The sequence below is a fragment of the Rhodococcus sp. 14-2483-1-1 genome (assembly GCF_002259335.1).
GTDB lineage: Bacteria > Actinomycetota > Actinomycetes > Mycobacteriales > Mycobacteriaceae > Rhodococcoides.
The window spans coordinates 326,777-350,326 of the sequence record NZ_NPFX01000011.1 but is presented as its reverse complement, the minus strand read 5'-3'; the positions used below and the strand labels follow the sequence as shown (position 1 = coordinate 350,326).

Sequence of the window (23,550 nt, the reverse complement as noted above, 5' to 3'; positions counted from 1 at the left end):
TCAGCCCCCGATCTGCGACGCGGTGTCGATCAGAACGCGGGCGGTCAGCACATTGCCGAAGAGAAAGTCCTTCGACGGCAGCTCGATCACCCGAGCACCGAGACCGGTGAAGAGCGGATTCTGCCGAAGTTGTGCCACGGCATCCTCCGTCCCGGCGTCGGTCAGCAGGAGGATGTCGTCGGCCGCCAGTACATCGATCAATTCCGGACTGACGTCGAGGGTCTGCACCGCGTCCGAACCGCGATCCTGCTGCGCGGGGGCTCGGTAGCCCAGATCGGCCAGAACCGAGTACGGGAACGATCCGTCCTGGGTCATGTATCGCAACGAGTCGGCTCGCACGCGTGCGACGGTCAACGTGCTGTTCTCGCCAGGTGCGCGCACCGCGGATTCGTCGACCGCTCGGCGATAGTCCGCCAACAAGCCATCAGCGCTCTCGCCGAGCGGATCCTCTGTTTTTCACCGCAGCAGCGTATCGACCGCCGATCCGCCGTGGGGCGGCTACGTTTTTGGCTGGCACTCTCCCCATCTTGTGTGCCAGCCGTTTTCGGGTCATCCTTCTCCTTACCCAACGTCGTGTACCCGGCTTCTGCCTTGTACCTGTCTGGGAGGGATGCGCAATGGACGATCGAAATCTCATCGGTGTCTCGCCTTTTCACGCCGCCGGTCTGCTGCGCGGGTTCGTGATCTCCGGCCGTTGGCCGGACACCACCAAGGAGTGGGCCCAGTTTTTGGCGCTGGCCGTTCGGGTTGCGTCGATGCCGGGTCTGTTGGCGACGTCGACGGTGTTCGGGGTGCGGGAGGAGTTGCCCGAGGATCCCGAGCCGGGGACGGTCGGCCTGGTGGTGGCCGAGGGACCGGTGATCGGCGATTTCGCGTTGGCACCCGGACGATTCTCGGCCCATCAGCCGGCCGCGTTGCTGATGTTGCATCCACCGTCGGAGACGACGCCCTCACTTCCGGAGTGCGCGGGCGCTGCCTCCGGTTGTGTTCTGCTGCCGGGTCTTCCGCATCTCGGCCTCGATCACCGGGCTGCGTGGGTGGAGGCCGAATCCGACGGCACCGTGACATCGATGGTCAGTCGGGTCGGCCTCGATCCGATCAGCGATCCCGACACCGCAGTTTTGGCAATGCTCCTCGCCTCCTGACCGCTCCCCGCACACGATTTTTCGGGTGCCCAAACTAATTGGCGCATTGGACAATTCGCGAAACGGCACTTAGAGTCGTCTACAGCGAAGGGGAGTAGCCCCCAATCAACGTGTCGACATACTGGTCGTAAAACTGCGACCCGGCACCTGAACCGGTTCTTCCGGTGGGCGAGACCTTCGGTCCGTTCGACGACCGAGGAGTCTGCTGTGCTGTCCGCATTGTTGTTGAGTTTCGCTGTCATTTTCGTGGCCGAGTTGGGTGACAAATCCCAGCTCATGGCCATGACATTCGCTCTGCGCTACAAGTGGTACGTCGTCATCGGCGGCATCACGGTCGCCACCACGATCGTGCACCTCGTGTCCGTCGCGGTCGGCCACTTCCTCGGCGTGTCGATCCCCACCGAGGCCATATCGATCGTCGGCGGCATCGCATTCGTCATCTTCGGACTCTGGACGCTGCGCGGCGACTCGTTGTCCGACGACGAAAGCGCGAAGGCCTCCCGCGTCACCAAGTCCGCCTTCCTGGCGATCGCTTCGGCGTTCTTCCTCGCCGAGCTGGGCGACAAGACGATGCTGGCGACCGTCACTCTCGCTGCCGACAACGACTGGGTCGGCGTCTGGATCGGCTCGACGATCGGCATGGTCGCGGCCGATGCGCTTGCCATTGTCGTCGGTGCGGTTCTCGGAAAGCACTTGCCGGAGCGCATGATTCAGTACGGCGCTGCAATCCTGTTCTTCGTCTTCGGTGCCGTCCTGTTCTTCGAGGGCCTCATGCCGGGCACATCCGCGCCGTACATCGCAGCGGGAGTGGTCGTGGCGATCTCCGCCGTCATCGTCGCGGTGCTTCGCGCCAAGGCGTCCCGCACCGAGTCCTCCAGCTCCGACGGGTCGCACGAGATCGAGCAGCAGACCACCACCGAAGACGCCTGACCTTGGTTTACACTCCTCCCTCGGAGGGGTGAATGGACGACGAGCAGCAGGTGGCCGGAGCCGACGCGGCGCACCGTTCGACGGATCGACTGATCAGAATTTTCGGCCGTTTTGTCGGTACCGGCTATCTGGTCTATCTGCTGCTGTTGATTCCCGACATCGGGCGCAGTGGCGAAGCAGTTCCCGGTTGGTGGACCCCGGTCACCGTGGTGGTCGTGTTCGGCAGCGGTTTCGCGTTCGGAGCCTCCACCTTTCATCCGAGCATCACTGCCATCAGGATCGCCGGTTCGGTTGCGGCGTCGGCATTCCCGATCATGGCCCTGCTGTGGTGGGCCGCCTGGGACGGCACCGCCTTCGATCAGGCCGGGACATTTCTCGCGGCGTTCCCCGGCCTTGCGGCGCTCGCCGCTGCCACAGTGTGGCGTCCCGTTCCGGCGTTCGTCCACATGACCGTCAGCGTTGTTATCGTCCAACTCACCAATCAGGCTCTGCGAGAACCGTTCCCGCGCAGCAACATCGTTGCGGAGATCTTCTTCGCGATGATGTTCTGCACGGTGTTCGTGGCGGCCACACTCGCCGCGGTACGCACCGGACGCATTCTCGATGCCACCATCTCCGAAGCACACAGCGACGCGGCACGGGCGGCGGCGGCCTCCGCGCGCGAAGTCGAGCGTGAGCGGTTCGACGCGCTGATCCACGACGAGGTCATGTCCTCGCTGCTCGCCGTCGCGCGCCATGGCCGCACCCCGAGTCTGGCCCGCCAGGCCCGGTCGGCACTCGCCCATCTGGACGATCTGACCACCGGTACCGTCTCCGACAATTTCTCAGCCGACGAGGCTCTCGCTCAGCTTCGTTCCGCCGCAACGACGGTCGACGAGTCGATCGAATTCACCGTACAGGCGGAAGCGCCCGAACGATCGGAGGACTACCCGGCCGACGTCGTCAGATCCGTCGCTGCAGCTCTCGCTGAAGCACTGCGCAACAGCCGAATTCACGCACCGGCGTCGAACCGATCGGTCACTGCCCGCGTGGGCCCGTCGTCTCTGCAGGTCACCGTTCGTGACGACGGTGCGGGCTTCGATCGGCGCTCGGTGCCGCCCCACCGACTGGGCGTCGCCGTCAGCATCGAGGGCAGGATGCGTCAGCTCGACGGCGGATCCGCCGACATCGAGTCCTCCAGCGCCGGCACCATCGTGCGGTTGGGTTGGAAAGGATGAACGGCCAGGACATCCGCGACCTGCTGTCGATGAAGTCGACGGCCGCGTATGCCGTCGCAGTGTTCTTCGTTCTCGCGTGTGCCGTGTGCGCCGGCGCAACGCTCGACGGGGTCTCGGCGGTGTGGCCACCGTTCGCGGCGGTTCTCGTGTTCGCGGGAGCCGTCACCCTGTTGCTCCGCGCTTCGGGCGATCCATTGGGGGTTCGCTCGACAGCATTGCTCACCGTATCGGGTCCGGTCGCCGCGACGTCGGTCTTCGCGGTGCTACCGGTACCACTGACCGGAAGCCTGCAGACCTGGCCGTTGGGCATGTCCGTGGTGATCTACACCTTCATGTGCGTCCGCGGTCGCACACTGGCCGCGTGGCTCGGGTTGGTGCTCACCATGGCCGTCGCCATCGGGTGGGCGGCCGTGACGGGCCAGGGCGTGCTGTACGGGCTCTCGTTCAGCGCCATCAACGTCGCGCCGCTGTTGATGGCCACATTCTTCGCCTTCACCATCCGCCCCTTGGCCGCAGCAATCTTCGAGTTGCGCGAGCAGTCGACGGTACGGATTGCGTCCCAGGCCGCCACAGCCGCTGTCCTCGAGGAACGAGACTCGCGTCTGGCCAGTCTCGACGCACTGGCCCGTCCCTTGTTGCAGCGCATCACCGACGGTCCCGACCTCACCGAGGAGGAGATCCTCGCGTGCGTGTTGCTCGAAGCGGAGCTGCGAGACTCCCTGCGCGCCCGCGGTCTGGTGCGACCCGACCTCGCTCGCGCTGCGAGATCGGCACGGGCCCGAGGGGTCGAGGTGATGATGCTCGACGACCGAGCCCCGGCCACGCTGAACGACGACGCACGCGACCGCATCGTGGCCGCCGCGTCGAACAGCCTGGACGGTGCCGACGCCGGGTCCGTGACGGTCCGGCTCCTCCCTCCCGGGCGCCCGGTCGCGGCCACCGTTCTGCTCGACGACCTCGGCGACACCGCACGGCGAATCGAGTACGACGACACCGGCCGAATCACCAGCTGAACGCCGGGTTTGGGCCGAGACCGTCGTGGTTACCCTGCGGCGGACCAGTAGGTCTGTACAGCCGCTGCCGGTGAATGGAGCCCCGCCATGCCTCTCGATCGTCGATCGTTCCTGATCGGATCCGGTGCCGCCGCCGTGCCGCTGCTGTTGGCGGGGTGCGGCTTCGTCAAGTCCAGCCCGTCGCAGCAGGCCGAGGGCACACTGACGTTCACCACGTGGGGCACCGATGCCGAGTTGGCCGGCTTCCGCGACTCGATCAGCGCATTCGAGGCGGCGAATCCCGGGTCGACGATCACCCTCAACGCGGTGCCGTACGAGCAGATGTTCACCAACATCGACGCCCAGCTGCAGGCGGGCAACCCACCCGACATCTTCCGCGTTCCGTATTACACGTTCGGCGCATACGCCGGCCGAGGCCAACTGCTGGATCTGTCGCCGCTGTTGGCGTCGGACACACGGGATCAGTTCACACCGACAGCGTGGGCCGCAGTGCAGAACGGCGGAATCCCCTACGGCCTGCCGCACCACACCGATACCTCGGCAATCCTGGTGAACCGAAACCTGTTGTCGCAGGCAGGTATCGACTCGGTTCCCACAAGTCTGGACGACGCCTGGACGTGGGAAGAGTTGACGTCGATCGGCGATCGACTGCGTTCATCGCTGCCGACCGACAAGTATCCGTGGGCCTACAACTGGCAGGGCAACGGTGTCACTCGCTGGCTGAGTCTGCTGTTCCAGGCCGGTGGGTCCTTCCTGGCCGAGGATCAGAAGACTCCACTGATCGACTCCGACGAGGCGCGCCGGGCCGTCGAATTCTCGTCGTCCTTCTTCTCGAAGGGCTACGTGCCTGCCAACAACACCATCGCGTCGTCGAGTTACGCGAGCGAGGCGTGGTTCTCGCAGTCGGTGGCCATGGTCTGGTCGGGTGCGTTCCAATTGCCCGACGCCGATGCCACGGCCAGCTTCGATTGGACGGCCACCTATGCACCGCGAGATCGCCGGGGCGGCGGCGACTTCGGCGGCAACGCACTCGTCGCCACGTCGCAGACCTCGCAGCCCGAGTTGGCGGCGTCGTTCCTCGAGTTCGTCACCCAGCAGGAGCAGATGCGCAACTTCTGCAAGGCCGCCTCCCTGCTGCCCACGCGCACCGACCTGCTCAACTCCGACCTCGAATTCGACATCCGGTCGGAGCTGGCCCCGATCTTCGCGGCGCAAGCGACCACCGTGCAGCCGCAGGACGCAGCGCAGGTGGCCTCGCCGTCGATGTCGGGAATCATCCCGGTGCTGAAGGAGCAACTCGATCTCGCGTTCGCAGGCTCGCAGGACGCCGCTGCCACCGTGTCGGCATTGCAGACCGGAATCGCCGGGGTCACCGGCGCATGACGGCCACACCGAACCTCACACCCAAGCGGGCAGGTGCGCGCAAAGAAGCGTTCGCGGCCGCCGGATTCCTGGCCCCCAGCTACGCACTGTTGGCCGTGTTCGTCCTCGTTCCTCTCGTCGCCGCGTTCGTGGTCAGCCTGCAGCAGACGGACGGATTCGGTGCCGGAGAGTTCGTCGGAGCGGCCAATTATGCACGCCTGGTGGAGGATCCACTGTTCTGGCGGGCGCTGATCAATACGCTGGTGTTCACCGCTTTGGTCACTCCGCTGTCGATGCTGTTCGGCCTGATCGCTGCGGTACTGCTCAATTCGGCGTTACCTGCGCGGCCGTTGTGGCGCTCACTGGTGATCCTGCCGATGGCCGTCTCGGGCGTGGCGACCGGACTGATCGGCATTCTGGTGTTCGACCAGAACTCGGGCGTGCTCAACAATCTGATCGGTTTCCTCGGGCTGCCCGCTATCGATTGGCAGTCCTCGCCCGGACCGGCTTTCGCGTCGATCGTCATCGCCACGGTGTGGTGGCGCACCGGGTTGAACATGCTGATCTACTTGGCCGGCCTCCAAGGCCTCGGTCCCGATCTGTACGAGGCGGCCAGGCTCGACGGCGCGAACGCATTTCAACGCTTCCGCAACGTGACGGTGCCGCTGCTGGGGCCGACGTCGTTCTTCCTACTGGTGCTCAACGTCATCTACTCGTTCCAGGTGTTCGATCTCGTCTTCGTCCTCACCGGCGGTGGACCGGGTGGGGCGACGTCGGTGCTGGTCACGTACGCCTACGAGACGGGCTTCGTCACCCGCGATCAGGGTTACGCCGCGTCGATCGGCATGGTGCTGTTCCTGTTCGCCCTCACCTTCGCCGCCGCGCAGTGGCGCGCGAGCCGAACGAAGGATCTGGTCGAATGAGCGGGCCGAGGAACGCGTCCGCTCGCCGGGCAATGGTGCTGCGCACCGTGATCATCGCCGTCATCGGTCTGATCACCGTGGCGCCGCTGTATTGGATGCTCGCCGTGGCATTCTCGACTCGCGGCGAGTTGCTGGGCGGGGGCGAGCTACGGTTGTGGCCACGCCAGGTGACGTGGGAGAACGTCACCCGCGTGTTCGATTCGTTCCCGGTCGCGACGTGGCTCGGCAACTCGATCGCCATTGCCGTCGTGGTCACGATCATCACCGTGGTCACGAGCCTGCTCGCGGGATATGCGTTCGCGCACTTGAATTTCCGATTCTCCACGCCGTTGTTCTTCATTGCGCTGGCCACCTTGGTGCTGCCGGTGCAGGTGATCATGGTGGCGCTGTTCCGCATCGTCGTGGGGCTCGGCCTGTACGGCACGTACTGGGCGGTGATCCTGCCGAGTTCGGCGTCGGCGTTCGGCCTGTTCCTCGCGCGCCAGTTCATGCTCGGCATTCCGCGCGAGCTGCTCGAAGCGGCGCGTCTCGACGGTGCGGGGCATTGGCAGATCTTCCGGCGCGTCGTGCTGCCCCTGTCGGGTCCCTTGATCGCCGTACTCGCCTTCATGAGCCTGTTGCAGTCGTGGAACGACTTCGCGTGGCCGCTGATCGCGTTGCGGGAGAACGAGCTGTTCACTTTGCCGATCGGCCTGCTGTACCTGCAGGGCCAGGCGAACAGCGATTACGGTGCCACGATGGCGTTCGCGCTGATCAACGTCGTGCCGATGGCGCTGCTGTTCCTGTTCTTCCAAAAGTACTTCATCGCCGGATTCGCGCGCAGCGGGATCAAGTAGGTCCCCTTCAGGGCGCCTGAGGGTGGGTGAGGTGCCCCGCCGGTTATGGTGCAAGCGACTACGAGGTCGCAGCCTGTGCCGTGGCCCGCCACCGTGAGCGAAGGGGATCGTACGACGTGGAGATTTCAGGAACAGCAGCACTTGTCACCGGTGGGGCGTCCGGCCTCGGAGCCGCAACGGCCGCTCGTCTGGCCGCCGCGGGAGTGACCGTATTCGGCCTCGACCTGCCGCAGTCCATCGAGCGCGCCGGAGACAGCGTCCCGGCCGGGGTGACTCTGCTGCCCGCGGACGTCACCAGCGAGGCCGAGGTCGAGGCCGCACTGGACACCATCGTCGAATCCGGTGTGCCCCTGCGCATCGTCGTCAACTGCGCGGGCGTGGGCTGGGCGGGTCGCATCCTGTCCAAGAAGGGACCGCACGATCTCGAGCTGTTCCGCACCGTCATCACCATCAACCTGCTCGGTACGTTCAACGTGATGCGGCTGGCCGCGAACCGGATGCAGTCGCAGTCGACCGTGGACGACGCAGGCCAGCGCGGCGTGGTCATCAACACCGCATCGGTGGCCGCATTCGAGGGTCAGATCGGCCAGATCGCCTACACCGCCTCCAAGGGCGGCGTGCACGCGATGACCATCACCGCGGCCCGCGACCTGGCCCAGGTCGGCATCCGCGTCAACACCATCGCCCCCGGCATCGTCGACACTCCGATGCTCGCCGGCGTCACCGAGGAATACCGTCAGGGCCTCGAGGCGTCGGTGCCGTTCCCCTCTCGCCTGGCTCAGCCCAGCGAGTACGCCCAGCTCGTCCAGATGATCGCCGAGCACGACTACCTCAACGGAGAGACCATCCGTATGGACGGCGCTATCCGCATGGCTCCGCGCTAGACAGCCGTCGCGTGACCCCGCTTCTCCGAGGCGGGGTCACGCACGAGCGCGTAGGTCCGCCACGGTCGGGATCTCCTTCTCGGCGCGGTCGGTCATCCACTCGCGCAACACTTTTGTTGCCAGCACGTCGTCCTCGTTGTAGACGAGCAGCCGCTCTCGCTGGGTATGGTCGGGGTCCGCGTCGTAGCCGACGGCCTCGCGGTACCAGCCCATCGACGCCTCCCCACCGGCCTCTTCGTCGCGCCATGCGAAACCGGCCACCGGGGCAATCTTCTTGAGCCCCTTGCCGTTCGGACAGATGAATTGATCGCTCACGGCCTGGTAGACGTCCACCCACTGCTCGCTGTCGATGAACTCGCGAATCTGCGCCTCGGTGGGAACCCCGGGGACGTCGGCGAATCGACGAGCGGAATCGAGCAACCACTTGTCCTCTGCCTGACGCGAATAGCAGTACGCCGCAAAAGTTTTGCCGCGGGCGGCCGCGTCGGCCCTGACCTCCATCAACCAGTTCCAGAACACCGCGAACGAGCGCCCCTCGTCGACGGTCGGCAGCGGATCCCACGTGACGAAACCCCGGTATCTCGGCGGCGGCCCACCCGCCTCGGTGAGCAACGTGCCCCACAGGTAGGCGCCGTGTTCCTGGTAGCTCTCCATATCGACGTCCACCTCGACGTCGGCGCGGTGGACCGAGACGGTCTCAGAGCGCCGGAGCAGAGGGACGTCGGCTCGCCAGGCCAGCGCCGCGGACACCGCGTCGTCGAAGTTACCGAACGGCCACTCCTCGGGAGCCGGACCGGTCCACTGCGCCAACTCGTCGATGGTGCGCACACCCGCAGCGCGGAGCACGTCCGCCCGAGAACCCGACGCGACGAGTGAGACGTCACGAACGGCTTCGAGCTGTGGCTTGCAGTCGAACCACCATGCACACGAACGACATTCACTCACCTGCGAGGGAACGGTGAACGCGCTGCCACGGGCCACGGCGAGCCGGTCTGCGAAGCGCGTGTCGTATTCGCCGAGCACCGTCGTCAGATCGTGGACCAGCATGCAGTCGCCGCGATAGCCCACTGCGCCGCCGACGGGCGAGGACGCTTCCAGTCCCTCGTGCACCAGCATGCGGTAGAGGTGGGCGAGCCGAAGCTGGTCACGCAACTGACTGCGCACCTTCCGGGTCTCGTCGACGGCCGGGGACCAGTGCGTCAGCGAGGTCGTTCGAGCGCCGCGCCCCGGATCGGTGACCTTGTGGTTGACAACGATCACCGGGATGTACCCGCCCGCCGCGTCGCGCACCAGAAGTTCGCTACGTCCACGCCGACCGGTGTCGCGCTCGAGAGGCAGCACCGCGTTCCAGATTCGCTCGACTCCGGCCCGGCAGGCCGCGACAGTGGCCTCGGCCGCGGCACGGGCCGTCGGCTCGTCGATTTCGGTCCACTCCATCGGATCTGCCACGGCCAGCTGCATACGGATGTTCTCGCGGTGCGCCTGCGCTGCTTCCCGGCGCTGGCGGACGCCGGGATTCTCGGGTTCGCCGCGCAGCAACGATCCGTAGGCGGTATCGAGATAGAGCCGATGACGGCAGCGCGTCAACGATCCGGCGTCGAGCAGCACGGGAGATGACAGCTCGAGAGATGACACCGAGGCACCTCGTTGACCGTTCACACTCCAAGACACTAGGTCAGCCCTCCGACAGCCATCACAGATCAGCGCCCGATAGGCAGGAGTGGAGCCCGCGGAATGACCCATTAGGCTGTGTGGAACGCACCGTTTCCGCCGAGCAGTACATGTCAGGAGCCTTGTCGATGGGTTTGTTCCGTAAGCGTAAGGGTCGTGCTACTCGCAAGGCAGAGGCCAAGGCTCTCAAGCACAAGGCCACTCTGGAAGCGAAGCTCGGCGCGAAGAACGAGCGCAAGCAGTTGAAGTCGATCGCCAAGGCGCAGAGCAAGCTCAGCGCGGTGGAGGCGAAGTCGCAGAAGAATGTCGAGAAGGCGCAGGTGTCGGCTCTGCGGGCGCAGCAGAAGGCTGCCGCTCAGGGCACGCTCAACGTGGCGCAGATTCGTAAGTACCTCGGCATCGCTCGGCTGTTGCTTCCGGTGCTCGCTCCGATCGCCTACCGCGCGGCCACCGTCGTCCGGGGGCAGCTGGACAGCCGCAAGGCGCAGCAGATGGGTATCGCGCCGGATCAGCTCAGCGAGTACACCGGCCACGGCGGCAAGCTCAGTGCCCGCATCGCCGGGGCCGAGAAGTCGCTGAGCACCATCGGTGCGCGTCACTCCGATCCCGAGACCAAGAGTTTCGGTGCCGCGATCAGCGAGCGCCTGGACGATCTGACGACCGCTGTGCGTGCATCCGAGCAGATGCCGCCCGCTCGTCGCAAGACCGCCCACGCGGCCATCTCCGCGGAGCTCGACGGCATCGAAGCCGATCTGCTGGCCCGCCTCGGCGTGCGCTGACCCCTGAACAACCGATGACCGACGCCTCCGCCGCACCACTGCGCGGCGGAGCTGTCGGTAGTGTCACCGCGGCGCTCGCAGTGGCCGCGCACGGCATGGCAGGCGGCGGTTGGCCCGACGGAGCCGCTCTGACTCTGCTTGTCGTCGTCAGCATCGGCGTCGGGGCCATGACGGCAGTACCGAGACGGTCGACGGTACTGCTCCCGGCCTTGATGGGCGGCCAACTTCTCGCCCACATCGCGCTGAGCCTGAGCGACATGTCGGGCATGCTGCACAGCCACTCGTTACTCCCCAGCACAGCGATGATTGCCTTCCACGCGGCCGCGTCCGTGGTCGCCGCGCTGTTGATCGCCGCCGCCGAACGCCTCTACGGACCGATCACATCCATCGTCCGCGCCGTTCTCGCGCTCCTCACTCCCCTGCCCGACGGTTCCGCCGTCGGTCGCGTCCGATTCTCCGTTGCGTTGCCGTCGATACACGGCACCGCGCTGGACTGGGCCATTTCTCGTCGCGGGCCCCCGATGTCGATCTACTCGTTCCGCGGGCTCCACTCGCGGTCGTCGTACTGACCGACATCCCATTCCGCACTTCTCCACACAGAAATGACCCAATACCCATGAAGAGCTCTCTTTCCCGTGCCCTGTTCGTTTCCGGGGCCACCGTCGGCGCGTTGCTGATCGGCGCAGGCGCGGCATCGGCACACGTCGTCGTCTCTGCTCCCGACGCCGAACAGGGCGGCTACTCGGTGCTGACGTTCCGTGTTCCCACCGAGTCCGACACCGCCGCGACCAGTTCGGTCAAGGTCACCCTGCCGGGCCTCAATTCTGCTCGTACGCAGCCCATTCCGGGCTGGACGTCCACCGTCGAGAAGGACTCGGCCGATCTCGCGGTGTCGGTGACGTGGACGGCGAACCCCGGTGCCGAGGTCGGCCCGGGCCAGTTCCAGCAGTTCTTGCTGTCGGCGGGCCCGCTGCCCGAGGAGGAGACCGTCTCCTTCCCCGCCACGCAGACCTACACCGACGGTGAGGTCGTCGAGTGGAACGAGCCCATGGCACAGGACGGCAGCGAGCCCGAACTGCCCGCTCCCACTCTGACTCTCGCCGCGGCCAGCGGCGAGGCCCACGGTGGCATGCAGTCGGCAACCACCGAGACCGCCGAGGCATCGACGGAGGCGTCGACTTCCGACAACACCGCTCGCTGGCTCGCCGGCGTCGGACTGGTGCTCGGAGCCGTCGGCGCAGGCCTCGGCATCGGCGCAACGATCCGGGCCCGGCGCTCGTGAGGGCGCTGGCCTTTTCTGCGAAGGCACTGGTTTTTCCTGCGAAAGCACTCGTCGTAGCGCTGCTGACGTTGCTGATCGCCGCCCCCATCGCGTCGGCGCACTCGCAGGTCACCGGGTACAGCCCGGCCGACGGCTCCTCTCTCGACGCGTCTCCGGCCACGGCCTCGGTGACGTTCAACGAGGTACCGCAGTCGCAGTTCGCCACGCTCAACGTCGTCGGACCCGACGGCAACATCTGGTCGAAGGGCGACGCCCGCATCGAGGGCCAGAGCGTCGTCGTCGATGTCGGCGAGCTGGGACCGACCGGCGATTACACCCTCGCCTATCGCATCACCTCGGCGGACGGTCATCCGGTGAGCGGGACTGCGACGTTCACGCTGACTCAGGAGGGTTCGGGAACGCCCGGGGCACCGGCCGACGCGTCGGGCACCTCGGACGAGTCCGAGGGCGGGTTCCTCGGCGGCTACGGGCACATCGTGTTGATCGTGGTTGCGGTTCTGGCCTTCGCAGGGGCACTGGGATTCGCCCTGCGTAAGCCGAAGACCAAGAAGTAGGACCGGCGTGGCTGCGGTGAGCGAGAGAAGCGTTCGGCTCGTGCTCGCCGCCGCAGCCGCGTCGTTGCTGGGGGTGGCGGCCGCCTTCGTACTCGCGTACCCCACCTTCCCCGGCGGGTCGTCGTGGCTGCGGGTGGTTTCGGTGGCCTCGGGTTCGGTGGTGTTGGGGTTCGGCGTTCTCGCTGTCATGGACGGCAATTCCGATTCCGGACGCCCCGCCGTCGACCCGCTGGTGATGTGGCGAGCGATCGGATTCCTGTCGGGGCTGTGGGCGGTTGCCGAGTTCGTTCTGCTCATCGCGGCCGCTGCCGATTCTGCTGGTCGCACTCCGTTGACGTTGTCGCCGAGCGCATTCACCTCGTTCGCGACCGAGATCTCGGTTGGTCGACTGGGGACGGCAACGGTACTTCTTGCGCTTGCCCTGTGCGCCATCGGAGTGGCCGGCTATCGACGCGAGGCAGACTGGTCTCCGATTCCGGTGATCGTGTTGGCGTCCCTCGCCCTTGTCGCGCGCCCGATCACCGGCCACATGTCACAGTTTGCGTTCGGCTCCATTGCCGTTGCGGTGCATGTGTTGTTCGCATCGGTGTGGCTCGGCGTTCTCGGTGCGATGGCGCTGAGTCTGCGGAGCAAGTCCGCCTGGGCGACGCTGCTGCCGGTCTACTCCAGGATCGCCTTCTGGTGCGTACTCGCAGTCGCCGGCACCGGCGTGCTGGACGCGGTCCTCAAGCTGGACAACATCGCCGCAGCGGTCGAGACCGGTTACGGCCGAATCGTTCTCGCCAAGGTTCTGATCACCGTGATCCTCGTCGCGGTGGCCAACCGAATCCGCCGGACGTGGTTGCCCAGCGCCGCCGCGCACCGATCCACCGTGGAGTACTCACTTGGCCGTGCAGCCTCGCACGTGTGTCTACTGGCGGTCGCGTTCGGCCTGGCGGCGGCGCTGGCAACCACGGCGTGACAGAGACGGTGGGTTCGAAACATGAATTGTCCCGGCGTCCGACAAGGCTACCGATCGGTGGTCCGTTTGCGGACCCCTAGCAATGCAATCGGAACCAGCGAATTCGGGTCGACCCAGGCAGACCAGTGACCGGAACGGACAGGGAAGCTGAACAGCAGCGCGGAGCCGCCCTGGCGGGTGCGAGCTATGGTCTCCTCGAAGCCTACGACCTTCGACAGGCCGTAGCCCTCTCGGTTCGCTTCGAGATAGTCGGCGGACGTCCGCAGATCGACGACATAGGTCGCAGTAGTCGTCCTCTGTCCGCGTGCTCCTTCCAGGTCGTTGATGAACGATGTCAGAATGGGTTCCGGCAGTTGGGAACCCGGCGCGGCAACCAGAAGCTCCTCGATCGTCAGCGCGCGCTCGTCCGGCTGCGACGAGGGCTCGCGGAACACTCCGTCCGCATCGGTGTGGTCGGCGAAGTCGGCGAAATCCAGATTCGCGATCGACAGGTTGCTTTCGACCGATGCGAGATGTTCGGGAGCTACCCGGAAGCTGTTTGCTTCTTCGGACTCGTCGTCTTCCGCCGGGTCTGTATTCAGCACGAGAATGGTTCGTTCCGGATCCGCGAAGGTTCGCGCGTCGGCGACGAACAGGTACCCACTGTCGACGTCGAGGCCGAGCAGCATCTCGACTGTCCAACCGGCGAACTCGCGGTCATCCACTGTGGTCATCACCGCCGGTGCGTCCTGCATCAGCGTTCGCCATGCCGAATCGTCGGTGAAGTCCGTCCGGACCAAGATCGATTGTGCTGGAGGGAGATTCGGAGACATTCCTCGATGATAACGCAGTCCGTGGACCATACATGGACGTTTCCCTCAGCTTCGACGCCTCGGGCCGATCACGAGATCATGCAGGGTCGAACGGCTCGATTCGCAACCGTCGTGTTCGACATCCACGCAGCCTCCGGCCGGAACAAGTAGTGGCCTTGGCGGGCGTTAGCACAGCGGAAGCTGCACAAGGAGGACTCGGCTTCGGCAAGGCCCGGTCCGAGCTCGCGAACTGGAACACACACACCGCGTGCGACAGCACCGGCGTGAGCAGGTGGAACTGCCAACGATGGTGGCGGCGGTGAACAGGGAGCGGGCTCGGAACCCGAAGCCACGGGGTACTGGGCTGAGTTCGTCGTGAATGGAACGACACGTTCCGGGACTTGGTGATTTCCGAAGCAAGCGCACGTCGACAGGTCTGTTCCGACGGCCTGCGGAACGACCAGAAGACGAAGTCTGTCGGGGGTCTGTACTAGCCTGGGTGCATGCCGAAGTTGACAGTGGTGCCGGGTGGTTCTTCGGCGTCTTCGGTCGACGGTATCCCCACGGTCGCGGAGTTCTTCGCCGGCATCGGTCTCGTCCGAATGGGCTTGGAGCAGGCCGGTTTCGAGGTGCGCTGGGCCAACGACATCGAGCGTGACAAGCACCAGATGTATCGCCAGCACTTCGGTGACGATGCGGGCCATTTTCAGCTCGGCGATGTCGCCGCCACTCGCGGTCACGATCTGCCCGAAGGCTTGTCGTTGGCGTGGGCATCGTTTCCGTGCACCGATCTGTCGCTGGCCGGTGGCCGGGCCGGTCTCGCGGGCAAGAACTCGTCGACCTTCCGGCATTTCACCCGGGTGCTGGGTGAACTCGGTGCCGCGCGCCCGGAGGTGGTCGCGCTCGAGAATGTCGTCGGCCTGGCCACCAGTCACGGCGGAGACGATCTGGCCGCAGCGGTCCGGGAGCTCAACGAACTGAGTTACTCGGTGGATGTGTTGACCATCGATGCTCGACGCTTCGTCCCGCAGTCGCGTCCGCGCCTGTTCTTGATCGGTGCGCAGAATCCCCCCGAGGATGCCCGCGATCCCAACAGCGAGCTACGACCCGATTGGCTCCAGGCGGTGTACGGCGATTCGACGTTGCTGACGCATCGAGCACCGCTACCGAGTCCACCCATTCCGTTGACCAGCGGTCTCGGTGACGTGGTCGAGCGTATGGACTACCGAGACTCGCGGTGGTGGGATGCAGCCCGTACGGCGGCGTTCGTGCAGTCCTTGTCGCCGATTCAGTTGCAGCGCATCGAGATTCTGAAGAAGGCCCGCAAGGTCAGCTACCGCACCGCCTACCGTCGCACTCGTAACGGCGTCGCGGTGTGGGAGGCTCGACCCGACGACATCTCCGGGTGCCTCCGTACCGCCCGCGGCGGTTCGTCGAAGCAGGCCGTCGTCAAGATGGGGAACGGCCGCTTGCAGGTGCGTTGGATGACGCCGGTGGAGTACGCCCGGCTGATGGGTGCCGGTGGCTACACGCTCGATGGTCTGCGAAACAACCAGGCGCTCTTCGGTTTCGGCGACGCAGTGTGTGTTCCCGTGGTCGCGTGGCTCGCCGAGCACTACCTGATGCCGCTCGTCACCGGATCTCTCGTCAATTCGACGGCCCTGAATTCTGCTGCGGCACATGTCCAGTCACGGTAAGTCCTCACTGCGGGCGTCGGCCGTCGCGCCGCGAAAGAGCACCCTGCCGGCGGACGACGTGCAGTCCTTTCGCACAGCGCTACGAGAAGTGCTGAGCGAAAAGGACGATCAGGGGCGAGTGTGGTCGGCAGCCAAGTGGGGCGTGTACGCGTTCTACGATTACGACGGCGAACCGATCTATGTGGGACAGACCAAAGAGAAGCTCAGTGTCCGAGTGCAACGACATCTGACCAACCAGCGAACCGACGCCGTCGCGATGCGGGTGCTCGACGTGTTCGAGGTCGCGGAGATCGAGATCTGGCCACTGTGGCAGTACGAGGACCTCAAGAAGTCCGATGGCGCAGAGCACTTCCGGGCTGCCGAGCGCGATCTCAATGCCCACGAGTACACGGCCTACCTCGAGGCCATCGGCAAATCGCGACACAAAGCAATCCTCAACGAGAAGATCCCGCCGGTCTCGCAGCCCATCGCGCTGCCCGCATCGCTGCGCCGGTCGTTGATCTCCGAACAGACGCGTCGCGAGCGCGGGCACCCCGACATCCGTATCGCGCGCCGCGCCGAGACAATCTCACGCTTGGCCGCCGTCACTCGTGAACGGGGAGAGGTGTCCGAGGGCCTGCGACGCGTCCTCGTGGTGCAGGCGGTGCGGCTGGCGTACCTGTCGGCCGAGCGACTCGCCTTCGTCGAGGGGCATCCGATCCCCGATCCCGCAGCCATCGACGTCACCGCGCTGGTGGGCTCGGTGCTGCACGAGCGTAGCGACCCTGACGACTCCGAGGACACAGTAGAGATAGAGGGCAGCACCGAACCCGACGGCGAGCTGGACCTGTTCAGCGAATACTGACGAAAGTAGGCTCGCCCTGTGCCGCTTCCCCCTCACGTTGCCGATCTCACCAGCATCGATCTGTTGCTGTCGGTGGCCGAGCTCGGCAGTATCGGGCGAGCGGGTCGAGCTCACGGCATGTCGCAGCCGGCGGCAAGTTCCCGTATCCGTGCGCTGGAGCGTCGTGTCGGCGCGCCCTTACTGAAACGAGGCGCACGCGGAACGGTGCTGACCGAGTTCGGCGAGCTCGTCGCAAGTTGGGCCGCACCGGTCGTCCGGTCGGCAGAAGACTTGGCGACGGCGATCGCCGCGCTGCATGCCGAACGCATCGGCCACGTGCAGATCGCCGCGAGTCAGACTGTCGCAGAGTATCTTCTGCCACGCTGGCTGGTCACGCTGCATGCGCATCTCCCGCACATCGTGCCGACGCTGAGTTCGGGCAACTCCACGGTGGTCGCCGAGAAGGTGCTGGCAGGTAGCGCAGACATCGGTTTCATCGAAAGCCCTGGATTGCCTGCAGGTCTCGACCATCGGACCATGGCCACCGACGAATTGGTGCTCGTGGTGCCCCCGGGCCACGCTTGGGTCAGCACCTCGCCCACCGCCTCTGAAATCGTCGCCACCGCACTCGTCGCGCGAGAGACGGGCTCGGGCACGCGCTCGGCCTACGAAAATGCCTTGGCCGCAGCGGGACTCGGGGAACCAACGGCTCCGCTCCTCGAGGTCTCCTCGACGACGGCGATCAAATCGGCTGTCGGCGCAGGAATCGGCGGAGCCGTTCTGAGCTCACTGGCCGTCGCCCCCGAGCTGGCCGCCGGAACCCTGATCCAGGTGCCGATCCCAGGGCTGACTCTGCGTCGTGAGTTGAGGGCCATCTGGCCGTCCGGTCGTATCCCGACCGGTCCGGCCGCAGAGTTGCTGGCTGTGGCGGCGAAGACACAGCCATAACCCCACGTTATGACCGGTGAACAAACCGGCGCCTACCGAGCGGGCACGGCGCCGCGCAGGCTGAAGACATGACCGTGACCGTCCCCGCCCCGATCTCGACCGAGACCGGTACGCATCGCCGAACCTTCGAGCACATCACCCCCAACTGGTTCGCCGCGGTGATGGGGACCGGCATCGTCGCCACCGCAGCCGCAACGTTGCCGATGCAGTTCCCGGCTCTACACGTCTTCGCGGTCGCTGTCTGGGTCTGTGCCACTGCGGCGCTGGTCGTCATCGGCACAGCCTTCGCACTGCACTGGATCGGGCATCGCGACCGGGCCGTCGAGTACGCACGACACCCGGTGATGGTGCAGTTCTACGGAGCCCCGCCCATGGCACTGCTGACCGTCGGTGCAGGCGCCGGTCTCCTCGGAGCCGATGTGCTCGGCCCCTCGGCGTCGACCGCACTGTTCGCCATCCTGTGGATCACGGGAACGCTCGCGGGCCTGTTCACCAGCGTCGCCGTTCCGTATCGAATGATCACCACGTCCGATCACCGCAACGTCGCCGCCCTGCCGGCCTGGCTGATGCCTGTCGTCCCGCCGATGGTGTCGGCGTCGACCGGGGCGTTGCTGCTCCCCCATGTTCCCGACGGCCAGTGGCGGCTGGCGCTGTTGTGCGCCTGCTACGCGATGTTCGGGCTGTCGCTGATCGTCGGAATGCTCACCATGACGCTGATCTACGGACGCCTACTGCACGGGGGCCTGCCACCGGTCGACGCAGCTCCCACCGTGTGGATCACGCTGGGACTGATCGGTCAATCGATTACTGCGGCAAACCTACTCGGCACCGATGCATCGATGGTGTTCACCGGTTCACAGGCGTCGATCGCCGTCGGACTACACGTGTTCGGCATCGGCTACGGGCTGATCATGGGCGGCTTCGGCGCGCTGATGTTCGCGCTCGCCGCCGCTCTCACCGTGTACGCGGCGCGCAGAAACATGGGATTCTCGCTGACGTGGTGGTCGTTCACGTTTCCCATCGGCACCTGTGTCACCGGAGCGACTGCCCTGGGTAGTGCCCTCGATTTAGGTCTCGTTCACGCCCTCGCCGTAATGCTGTATGCGGCACTGCTCGCAGCCTGGATCACCGTCGCCACCCGCACCGTTCGAGGTATTCTACGAGGAACTCTGTTGCACCCCAACTGATCTCACATGTGGGCGAGCACGTTCACCACATTGCCGCCCGCATCGCGGAAGAAGAAACGGCGTACGCCCCACTCCTCGTTGGTGATCTCGTAGACGATTTCGAGGTCCGCGTCGACGGCAGCTCGATAGGCCGAGTCGACGTCGTCCACCTCGATCGACGCCGACGGGTTCACCGGCCCGGTCGGGTCGGTGGTGATCAGACTCAGTTGCGCCGAGCTGTCGCCGGCCGGAGCAAGCGTCGCGATCCAACCGTGGTTCATCACGACCTCCATGCCGGTGACCTGGACATAAGCATCCAGCGTCGCATCGAGATCGGCGACCGTGAGCAGGGGCATCGCGCGCACAACGTCCATGTTCGGACTGTATCGCCGAAAGCGTCCCCGCGGATCGTTCGGATCTTCCCCCGAGCCCCAGCAGACCCGTCACTGTGATTCACCAGACAGGAATATTATTTGCTTAGCGCATGTATGTATATATATGGTTGCAGACAGCAAGTAAATCGAACTCAGTGTTGGAGTACTCATGGCAGTTCAATCCACGACAGCGGAGTCGCTGGTCGAAGAGGTCTTCCTCTTCGGGCGCACGCTGAAGCGGGCCGTGACCACCGGAGTCGAGGATTCACCGTTGCCGCAGGCGCTGACCGGAGTGCTGGCCATCCTCGCGACCGAAGGTGAATGCAGACAGACCGACCTCGCCAGCAGGCTCTGCGTCAGCCAGTCCGCCCTCAGCCGGCAGATCGCGGACCTCGTCGACCTCGGCTACATCGATCGGCATCCCGATCCGGACGACCGAAGGGCGTCCCGGGTCTGCGTGTCGGACGACGGTCAGGCTCGACTGAAACAAATTTGGGACAGGCGAGCACGACGCCTGGCAGAGATGTTGAGCGAGTGGAGCGAAACCGAGGCCCTCGATGCCCTCGATTCCATTCGCAAGCTCAACGACACGTTCACCGAAGACGCCCACGCCCAGCACCAGGACGTGGCCCGCATTGAATTGATTGCGAGATAAGACATGACCACAACAGCGGAGAATCCGCCCAATCAGGCAGTCGCCGATCCCGATGCGATGTCGCATCGCCAGATCCTCGAGGCCCTCACCGGTCTGCTGGCCGCGCTGTTCACCGCGCTGCTGAGCACCACCATCGTTTCGACCGCACTCCCGACCATCATCGGTGACCTGAAGGGCTCGCAGACCGCGTACGCCTGGGTCATCACCACCGCACTGCTGGCCAACGCCGCGTCGACGCCCATCTGGGGCAAGCTCGCCGACCTGTTCAACAAGAAGGTCCTGGTTCAGAGCGCGATCGTCATCTTCGTCGCCGGCTCGCTCATCGCCGGCTTCGCCCACAACGTTCCGCTGCTGCTCGCCGCGCGTGTGGTGCAGGGCATCGGCATGGGCGGTTTGACGGCACTCGTCATCGCCATCATCGGCACCATCGTCTCCCCGCGTGATCGCGGTCGCTACTCGGGTTACACCGGCGCTGTCATGGCCGTGTCGATGTCCGGCGGCCCCATCCTGGGCGGCGTCATCGTGGACAGCCCCCTCGGCTGGCGCTGGTGCTTCTTCGTCTGCGTGCCGCTCGCTGTCATCGCCCTCGGCCTGCTGCAGAAGACGCTGCACATCAAGACCGTCCGCAAGGACAACGTCTCCATCGACTGGCTCGGCGCACTGCTGCTGACTGCAGGCGTTTCCGTTCTCCTCGTGTGGGTTTCGTTCGCAGGCAAGGCGGACTACTACGACTGGATCTCCCGTGAGACCGCTTACCTGGTCGGCGGCGGAGTTCTGCTGCTCGCCGCGACGATCATCGTCGAGGCTCGGCACAAGTCGCCGATCATCCCGCTCAAGATCGTCACCGAGCGCACCACCGGCCTGGCCATCGTCGCGTCCATCGCCGTCGGTGTCGGCCTCTTCGGAGCCACCACCTTCCTCGGCCAGTACTTCCAGACCGCTCGCGGCTACACCCCCACCGAAGCCGGATTGCTCTCGATCCCACTGGTGTTCGGCATGCTCGTCGCCTCCGTCGGCTCGGGTCAGCTCATCACCAAGTTCGGAAAGTGGAAGCCGTTCATCGTCACCGGTTCCGTTCTGCTGGTTGTCGGATTCCTGCTTCTGGGGACGATCGATCACGCCACCAGCCTGGTCACTGTCGGCATCTTCATCACCATCGTCGGCCTGGGTACCGGCATGCTGATGCAGAATCTCGTGCTCGCAGTGCAGAACACGGTCAGCGTGCAGAACGTCGGTGCAGCATCGTCGACGGTTGCCTTCTTCCGTACCTTCGGCGGCGCGATCGGCGTCTCGGTTCTCGGCTCCCTGCTGGCTACCCGAGTGGCCGAGAAGTCGGCGTCCGGTCTGGCTCAGCTCGGCGTGGACAGCTCGGCCAGCGGCGGCGGCTCACTCGATCTGACGTCACTGCCCGCACCGATCGTCAGCGTCATCCGCACCGCCTACGGTGATGCGACCGGACGCATCTTCATGATCGCCGGCTTCGTTGCAATCGTCACGCTGATCGCAGTGATCTTCATCCCGAATCGCCCACTGCGCCAGACGATCGACATCGCCTCGACTCCCGCAACAGGACCGGTGGACGAGTCGAAGGATCAGTTCGCCGAGATCCCGTCCTTCGGTGCAACGCAGGAGTACGTCTCGACCGACTACGAGACAGAGTACGAAACCGATCGTCGCATCGAGAGTGGTCGCATCGAGGGTCGGCACGAGGCCCAGCCGGGGCAGCGCCCCTTCGAGGGTCTGAGCACCGACGCACGTGATCGACTGCTCGCCCTGCTGTTGCCCGAGCCCAAGGACACGTTGGCCGCACTCGACGAGGCCGAGACCATTCGCGCCGAAGTTGTTGCACTGCAACAGGAACTCGACGCGAAGATGATCGACTTCGACGCAGTGTGCGAGCGGCTTCGTCGCCTCGGACTCAGCGAGGAGCAGATCGCTCGGGTGTTGGGAGACAACCACATTCCCGACAGTCGCAATCACTACGCCAATGCCGGACTGAACGGCCACAGCGTCAACTAGGCCCAGCACGACGAAGAATTCCCCGCACCCCGTCAGGAGTGCGGGGAATTTTCGTTCTCTATGCTGGCGGAACAGACCGCCCACCTTTTTCCCGGGAGCACCTTCCATGACACGACGTTCCCAGTTGTCCGCCGCCGCGGTGCTCCTGGCAACAGCCATCGTCTGCGCGGCGTGCGCGGCCGAGAAGCAGCCGCCTCCGGCCGGCACACCGGTCGACGGTGCCACCGGAGCGGCACCCGGTCTGGGATGGACCCTGTCGCCCTCGGACCTCGACGTGTCGGACGGGCAGTTCCGCGATCCCGTGCGAGGCAGCACGGCCGACTCGATGGAATCCGGCTCCATCACCGACGGGTCGACGGTCGTCACCCTCGTCGGCCGTCCGGACGGACGAGAGTACCTCGATGCCACCCTGGTGGGTCTCGACATCGCCGACGGGGCAGTGCGCTGGCGTGTTCCGGCGGACGACATCGTGGGCTGCGGCAGGGAATTCGTCGACGGCGACGTCGTCTGCTATCGCGGCAACGACGGGTCGGGTTCCGAAATCCTCACTGTGAGCGGCGAATCCGGAGAGTCGACCACTCGGGACGCAGCATTCCCCATCACGAATCTGACGACGTCCGGCGGCCGCGTCTACACCTCGCATGCGGCGGACGAGGGTGCCGAGCCAACAGTATCGCGCGGCACCGCGGACGCTCTCGACGCCGACTGGTCGGTGCAGTTCGACTCGGCGCAGTCGCTTCACGCCTCCACGCTGCACACGGATAACGGAATCGGACTGTTCGACGACGATCAAGGCCTCTTCGCCTTCGACCTCGACACCGGCGACAATCTCTGGTCCAGAACAGCTCCCGATTGCGTTCGGTCCGGCGCTGCCTCGCTCGACGGCAGAGTTCGGGTGGTACGGACCGACTGCTCCGACCCCAGCACTGTCACGGGCTCGGAGGTCGTCGATACCGATGGAACCGCGCTCGCTGCAACGGCTTCCGTCACCCTGCAGCAGCCGTCGTTCGATTCTCCGGCCGAGTCGACACCGATACTGCTCGGCACCGGCGGATACCGACCGTCGGTTCCCGATCCGGTGTGGACCAACGACGGTCTGGTCTGGGCTGTTCCAGCGGACGTCTCCGAACCCGCCGCGCGATTCCTGGAAACGAACGGGCTCGCCTACGCCGTCGCGGGTTCGGTGGCGCTGGTCCGCAACAACGACACGGCCACCGAATCCGCAATCGACCTCGACACCGGAGCCACGTTGTGGAGTCGCGAGTCCGGCGGATTCGCCGAGGTCGGCGCACTGGACGGCGACGTCGCCACTCTCTTCGGCCCCGAGGTACTACGCGGCATCGACGTCAGAACCGGAAACACCGTGTGGGACATACCCACGACCGCACTCGACGACGAGGGAATCGATCTGCAGTCGTGGCCGACGTTCGACCGAGTCGGAACCGACTCGGTCTACAGCAGGGCACTGAGCATGTCGGTTCTACGAGCTACGTAGAACCTCCCCCGTCGTCGACGCCGCG

Annotated in this window: 24 protein-coding genes; 20 read left to right on the top strand and 4 right to left on the bottom strand. The window is 65.5% G+C overall.

The window, feature by feature from the left end; translation table 11 throughout:
* On the bottom strand, nt 1–381 hold the full coding sequence (locus CH294_RS10495) for a hypothetical protein (protein WP_141216482.1): 381 nt from the start codon (nt 379–381) through the stop codon (nt 1–3).
* 236 nt (nt 382–617) lie between these two features.
* Here CH294_RS10495 and CH294_RS10490 point away from each other — a divergent pair, with 236 nt between their 5' ends.
* From CH294_RS10490 to CH294_RS10455, 8 genes are all read left to right on the top strand, one after another.
* Nucleotides 618–1,145, top strand: coding sequence for a hypothetical protein (locus CH294_RS10490; RefSeq protein WP_032401443.1), 528 nt, complete (start codon nt 618–620; stop codon nt 1,143–1,145).
* A 207-nt stretch (nt 1,146–1,352) separates the two neighbouring features.
* Nucleotides 1,353–2,075, top strand: coding sequence for a TMEM165/GDT1 family protein (locus tag CH294_RS10485; protein WP_094737848.1), 723 nt, complete (start codon nt 1,353–1,355; stop codon nt 2,073–2,075).
* A gap of 32 nt (nt 2,076–2,107) precedes the next feature.
* Nucleotides 2,108–3,292, top strand: a complete 1,185-nt coding sequence (locus CH294_RS10480) for a hypothetical protein (RefSeq protein WP_094737847.1) — start codon at nt 2,108–2,110, stop codon at nt 3,290–3,292.
* A complete protein-coding gene (locus CH294_RS10475; RefSeq protein WP_094737846.1) occupies nt 3,289–4,305 on the top strand; it encodes a hypothetical protein in 1,017 nt (338 codons plus the stop codon). Before CH294_RS10480 ends, CH294_RS10475 begins: the two co-directional genes overlap by 4 nt.
* Before the next feature lie 87 nt (nt 4,306–4,392).
* Nucleotides 4,393–5,688: a sugar ABC transporter substrate-binding protein gene (locus CH294_RS10470; protein WP_094737845.1), complete on the top strand. Its 1,296-nt coding sequence runs from the start codon at nt 4,393–4,395 to the stop codon at nt 5,686–5,688.
* Entirely contained in the window at nt 5,685–6,590 is a 906-nt protein-coding gene (locus tag CH294_RS10465; RefSeq protein ID WP_032401446.1) for a sugar ABC transporter permease, read from the top strand. Before CH294_RS10470 ends, CH294_RS10465 begins: the two co-directional genes overlap by 4 nt.
* Nucleotides 6,587–7,426: a carbohydrate ABC transporter permease gene (locus CH294_RS10460; RefSeq protein WP_052058565.1), complete on the top strand. Its 840-nt coding sequence runs from the start codon at nt 6,587–6,589 to the stop codon at nt 7,424–7,426. Before CH294_RS10465 ends, CH294_RS10460 begins: the two co-directional genes overlap by 4 nt.
* Before the next feature lie 116 nt (nt 7,427–7,542).
* Nucleotides 7,543–8,310: an SDR family NAD(P)-dependent oxidoreductase gene (locus CH294_RS10455; RefSeq protein ID WP_032380920.1), complete on the top strand. Its 768-nt coding sequence runs from the start codon at nt 7,543–7,545 to the stop codon at nt 8,308–8,310.
* 36 nt (nt 8,311–8,346) lie between these two features.
* Here CH294_RS10455 and CH294_RS10450 read toward each other — a convergent pair whose 3' ends face one another.
* Nucleotides 8,347–9,915, bottom strand: a complete 1,569-nt coding sequence (locus tag CH294_RS10450) for a TM0106 family RecB-like putative nuclease (RefSeq protein WP_094737890.1) — start codon at nt 9,913–9,915, stop codon at nt 8,347–8,349.
* A gap of 194 nt (nt 9,916–10,109) precedes the next feature.
* On the opposite strand from CH294_RS10450, the gene CH294_RS10445 reads away from it, so the two are divergent.
* The 5 genes from CH294_RS10445 to CH294_RS10425 are packed head-to-tail and all read left to right on the top strand — an operon-like array spanning nt 10,110 to nt 13,557.
* Nucleotides 10,110–10,760: a DUF6474 family protein gene (locus CH294_RS10445; protein ID WP_032401476.1), complete on the top strand. Its 651-nt coding sequence runs from the start codon at nt 10,110–10,112 to the stop codon at nt 10,758–10,760.
* A 14-nt stretch (nt 10,761–10,774) separates the two neighbouring features.
* A complete protein-coding gene (locus tag CH294_RS10440; protein ID WP_052058564.1) occupies nt 10,775–11,329 on the top strand; it encodes a hypothetical protein in 555 nt (184 codons plus the stop codon).
* A 47-nt stretch (nt 11,330–11,376) separates the two neighbouring features.
* Nucleotides 11,377–12,042, top strand: coding sequence for a YcnI family protein (locus CH294_RS10435; protein WP_094737844.1), 666 nt, complete (start codon nt 11,377–11,379; stop codon nt 12,040–12,042).
* Nucleotides 12,039–12,596 (top strand): MprA protease, GlyGly-CTERM protein-sorting domain-containing form, encoded by a 558-nt coding sequence (gene mprA, locus CH294_RS10430; RefSeq protein WP_094737843.1) that lies wholly within the window; start codon nt 12,039–12,041, stop codon nt 12,594–12,596. Before CH294_RS10435 ends, mprA begins: the two co-directional genes overlap by 4 nt.
* 16 nt (nt 12,597–12,612) lie before the next feature.
* Nucleotides 12,613–13,557, top strand: coding sequence for a CopD family protein (locus CH294_RS10425; protein ID WP_249305215.1), 945 nt, complete (start codon nt 12,613–12,615; stop codon nt 13,555–13,557).
* A 47-nt stretch (nt 13,558–13,604) separates the two neighbouring features.
* Here CH294_RS10425 and CH294_RS10420 read toward each other — a convergent pair whose 3' ends face one another.
* The gene (locus CH294_RS10420; protein ID WP_094737842.1) at nt 13,605–14,369 is read right to left on the bottom strand and encodes a hypothetical protein; all 765 of its coding nucleotides are present in this window, start codon (nt 14,367–14,369) and stop codon (nt 13,605–13,607) included.
* Nucleotides 14,370–14,851: 482 nt separating this feature from the next.
* On the opposite strand from CH294_RS10420, the gene CH294_RS10415 reads away from it, so the two are divergent.
* The 4 genes from CH294_RS10415 to CH294_RS10400 all read left to right on the top strand — a co-directional run bounded on the left by CH294_RS10415 (nt 14,852) and on the right by CH294_RS10400 (nt 19,003).
* On the top strand, nt 14,852–16,045 hold the full coding sequence (locus CH294_RS10415) for a DNA cytosine methyltransferase (RefSeq protein ID WP_249305213.1): 1,194 nt from the start codon (nt 14,852–14,854) through the stop codon (nt 16,043–16,045).
* Nucleotides 16,029–16,889: a GIY-YIG nuclease family protein gene (locus tag CH294_RS10410; protein ID WP_141216481.1), complete on the top strand. Its 861-nt coding sequence runs from the start codon at nt 16,029–16,031 to the stop codon at nt 16,887–16,889. Before CH294_RS10415 ends, CH294_RS10410 begins: the two co-directional genes overlap by 17 nt.
* A gap of 18 nt (nt 16,890–16,907) precedes the next feature.
* Nucleotides 16,908–17,816 (top strand): LysR family transcriptional regulator, encoded by a 909-nt coding sequence (locus CH294_RS10405; RefSeq protein ID WP_094737841.1) that lies wholly within the window; start codon nt 16,908–16,910, stop codon nt 17,814–17,816.
* A gap of 68 nt (nt 17,817–17,884) precedes the next feature.
* Nucleotides 17,885–19,003, top strand: coding sequence for a TDT family transporter (locus CH294_RS10400; RefSeq protein ID WP_094737840.1), 1,119 nt, complete (start codon nt 17,885–17,887; stop codon nt 19,001–19,003).
* Nucleotides 19,004–19,005: 2 nt separating this feature from the next.
* Here the strand turns inward: CH294_RS10400 and CH294_RS10395 are convergent, their stop codons facing one another.
* Nucleotides 19,006–19,356, bottom strand: a complete 351-nt coding sequence (locus CH294_RS10395) for a VOC family protein (protein ID WP_170944667.1) — start codon at nt 19,354–19,356, stop codon at nt 19,006–19,008.
* 169 nt (nt 19,357–19,525) lie between these two features.
* Here CH294_RS10395 and CH294_RS10390 point away from each other — a divergent pair, with 169 nt between their 5' ends.
* The 3 genes from CH294_RS10390 (at nt 19,526) to CH294_RS10380 (ending at nt 23,525) form a co-directional block, all read left to right on the top strand.
* The gene (locus CH294_RS10390; RefSeq protein ID WP_057477365.1) at nt 19,526–20,011 is read left to right on the top strand and encodes a MarR family transcriptional regulator; all 486 of its coding nucleotides are present in this window, start codon (nt 19,526–19,528) and stop codon (nt 20,009–20,011) included.
* Between the two features lie 3 nt (nt 20,012–20,014).
* The gene (locus CH294_RS10385; protein WP_249305211.1) at nt 20,015–22,030 is read left to right on the top strand and encodes an MDR family MFS transporter; all 2,016 of its coding nucleotides are present in this window, start codon (nt 20,015–20,017) and stop codon (nt 22,028–22,030) included.
* Nucleotides 22,031–22,136: 106 nt separating this feature from the next.
* A complete protein-coding gene (locus CH294_RS10380; protein ID WP_094737839.1) occupies nt 22,137–23,525 on the top strand; it encodes a PQQ-binding-like beta-propeller repeat protein in 1,389 nt (462 codons plus the stop codon).
* Nucleotides 23,526–23,550: the final 25 nt, after the last annotated feature.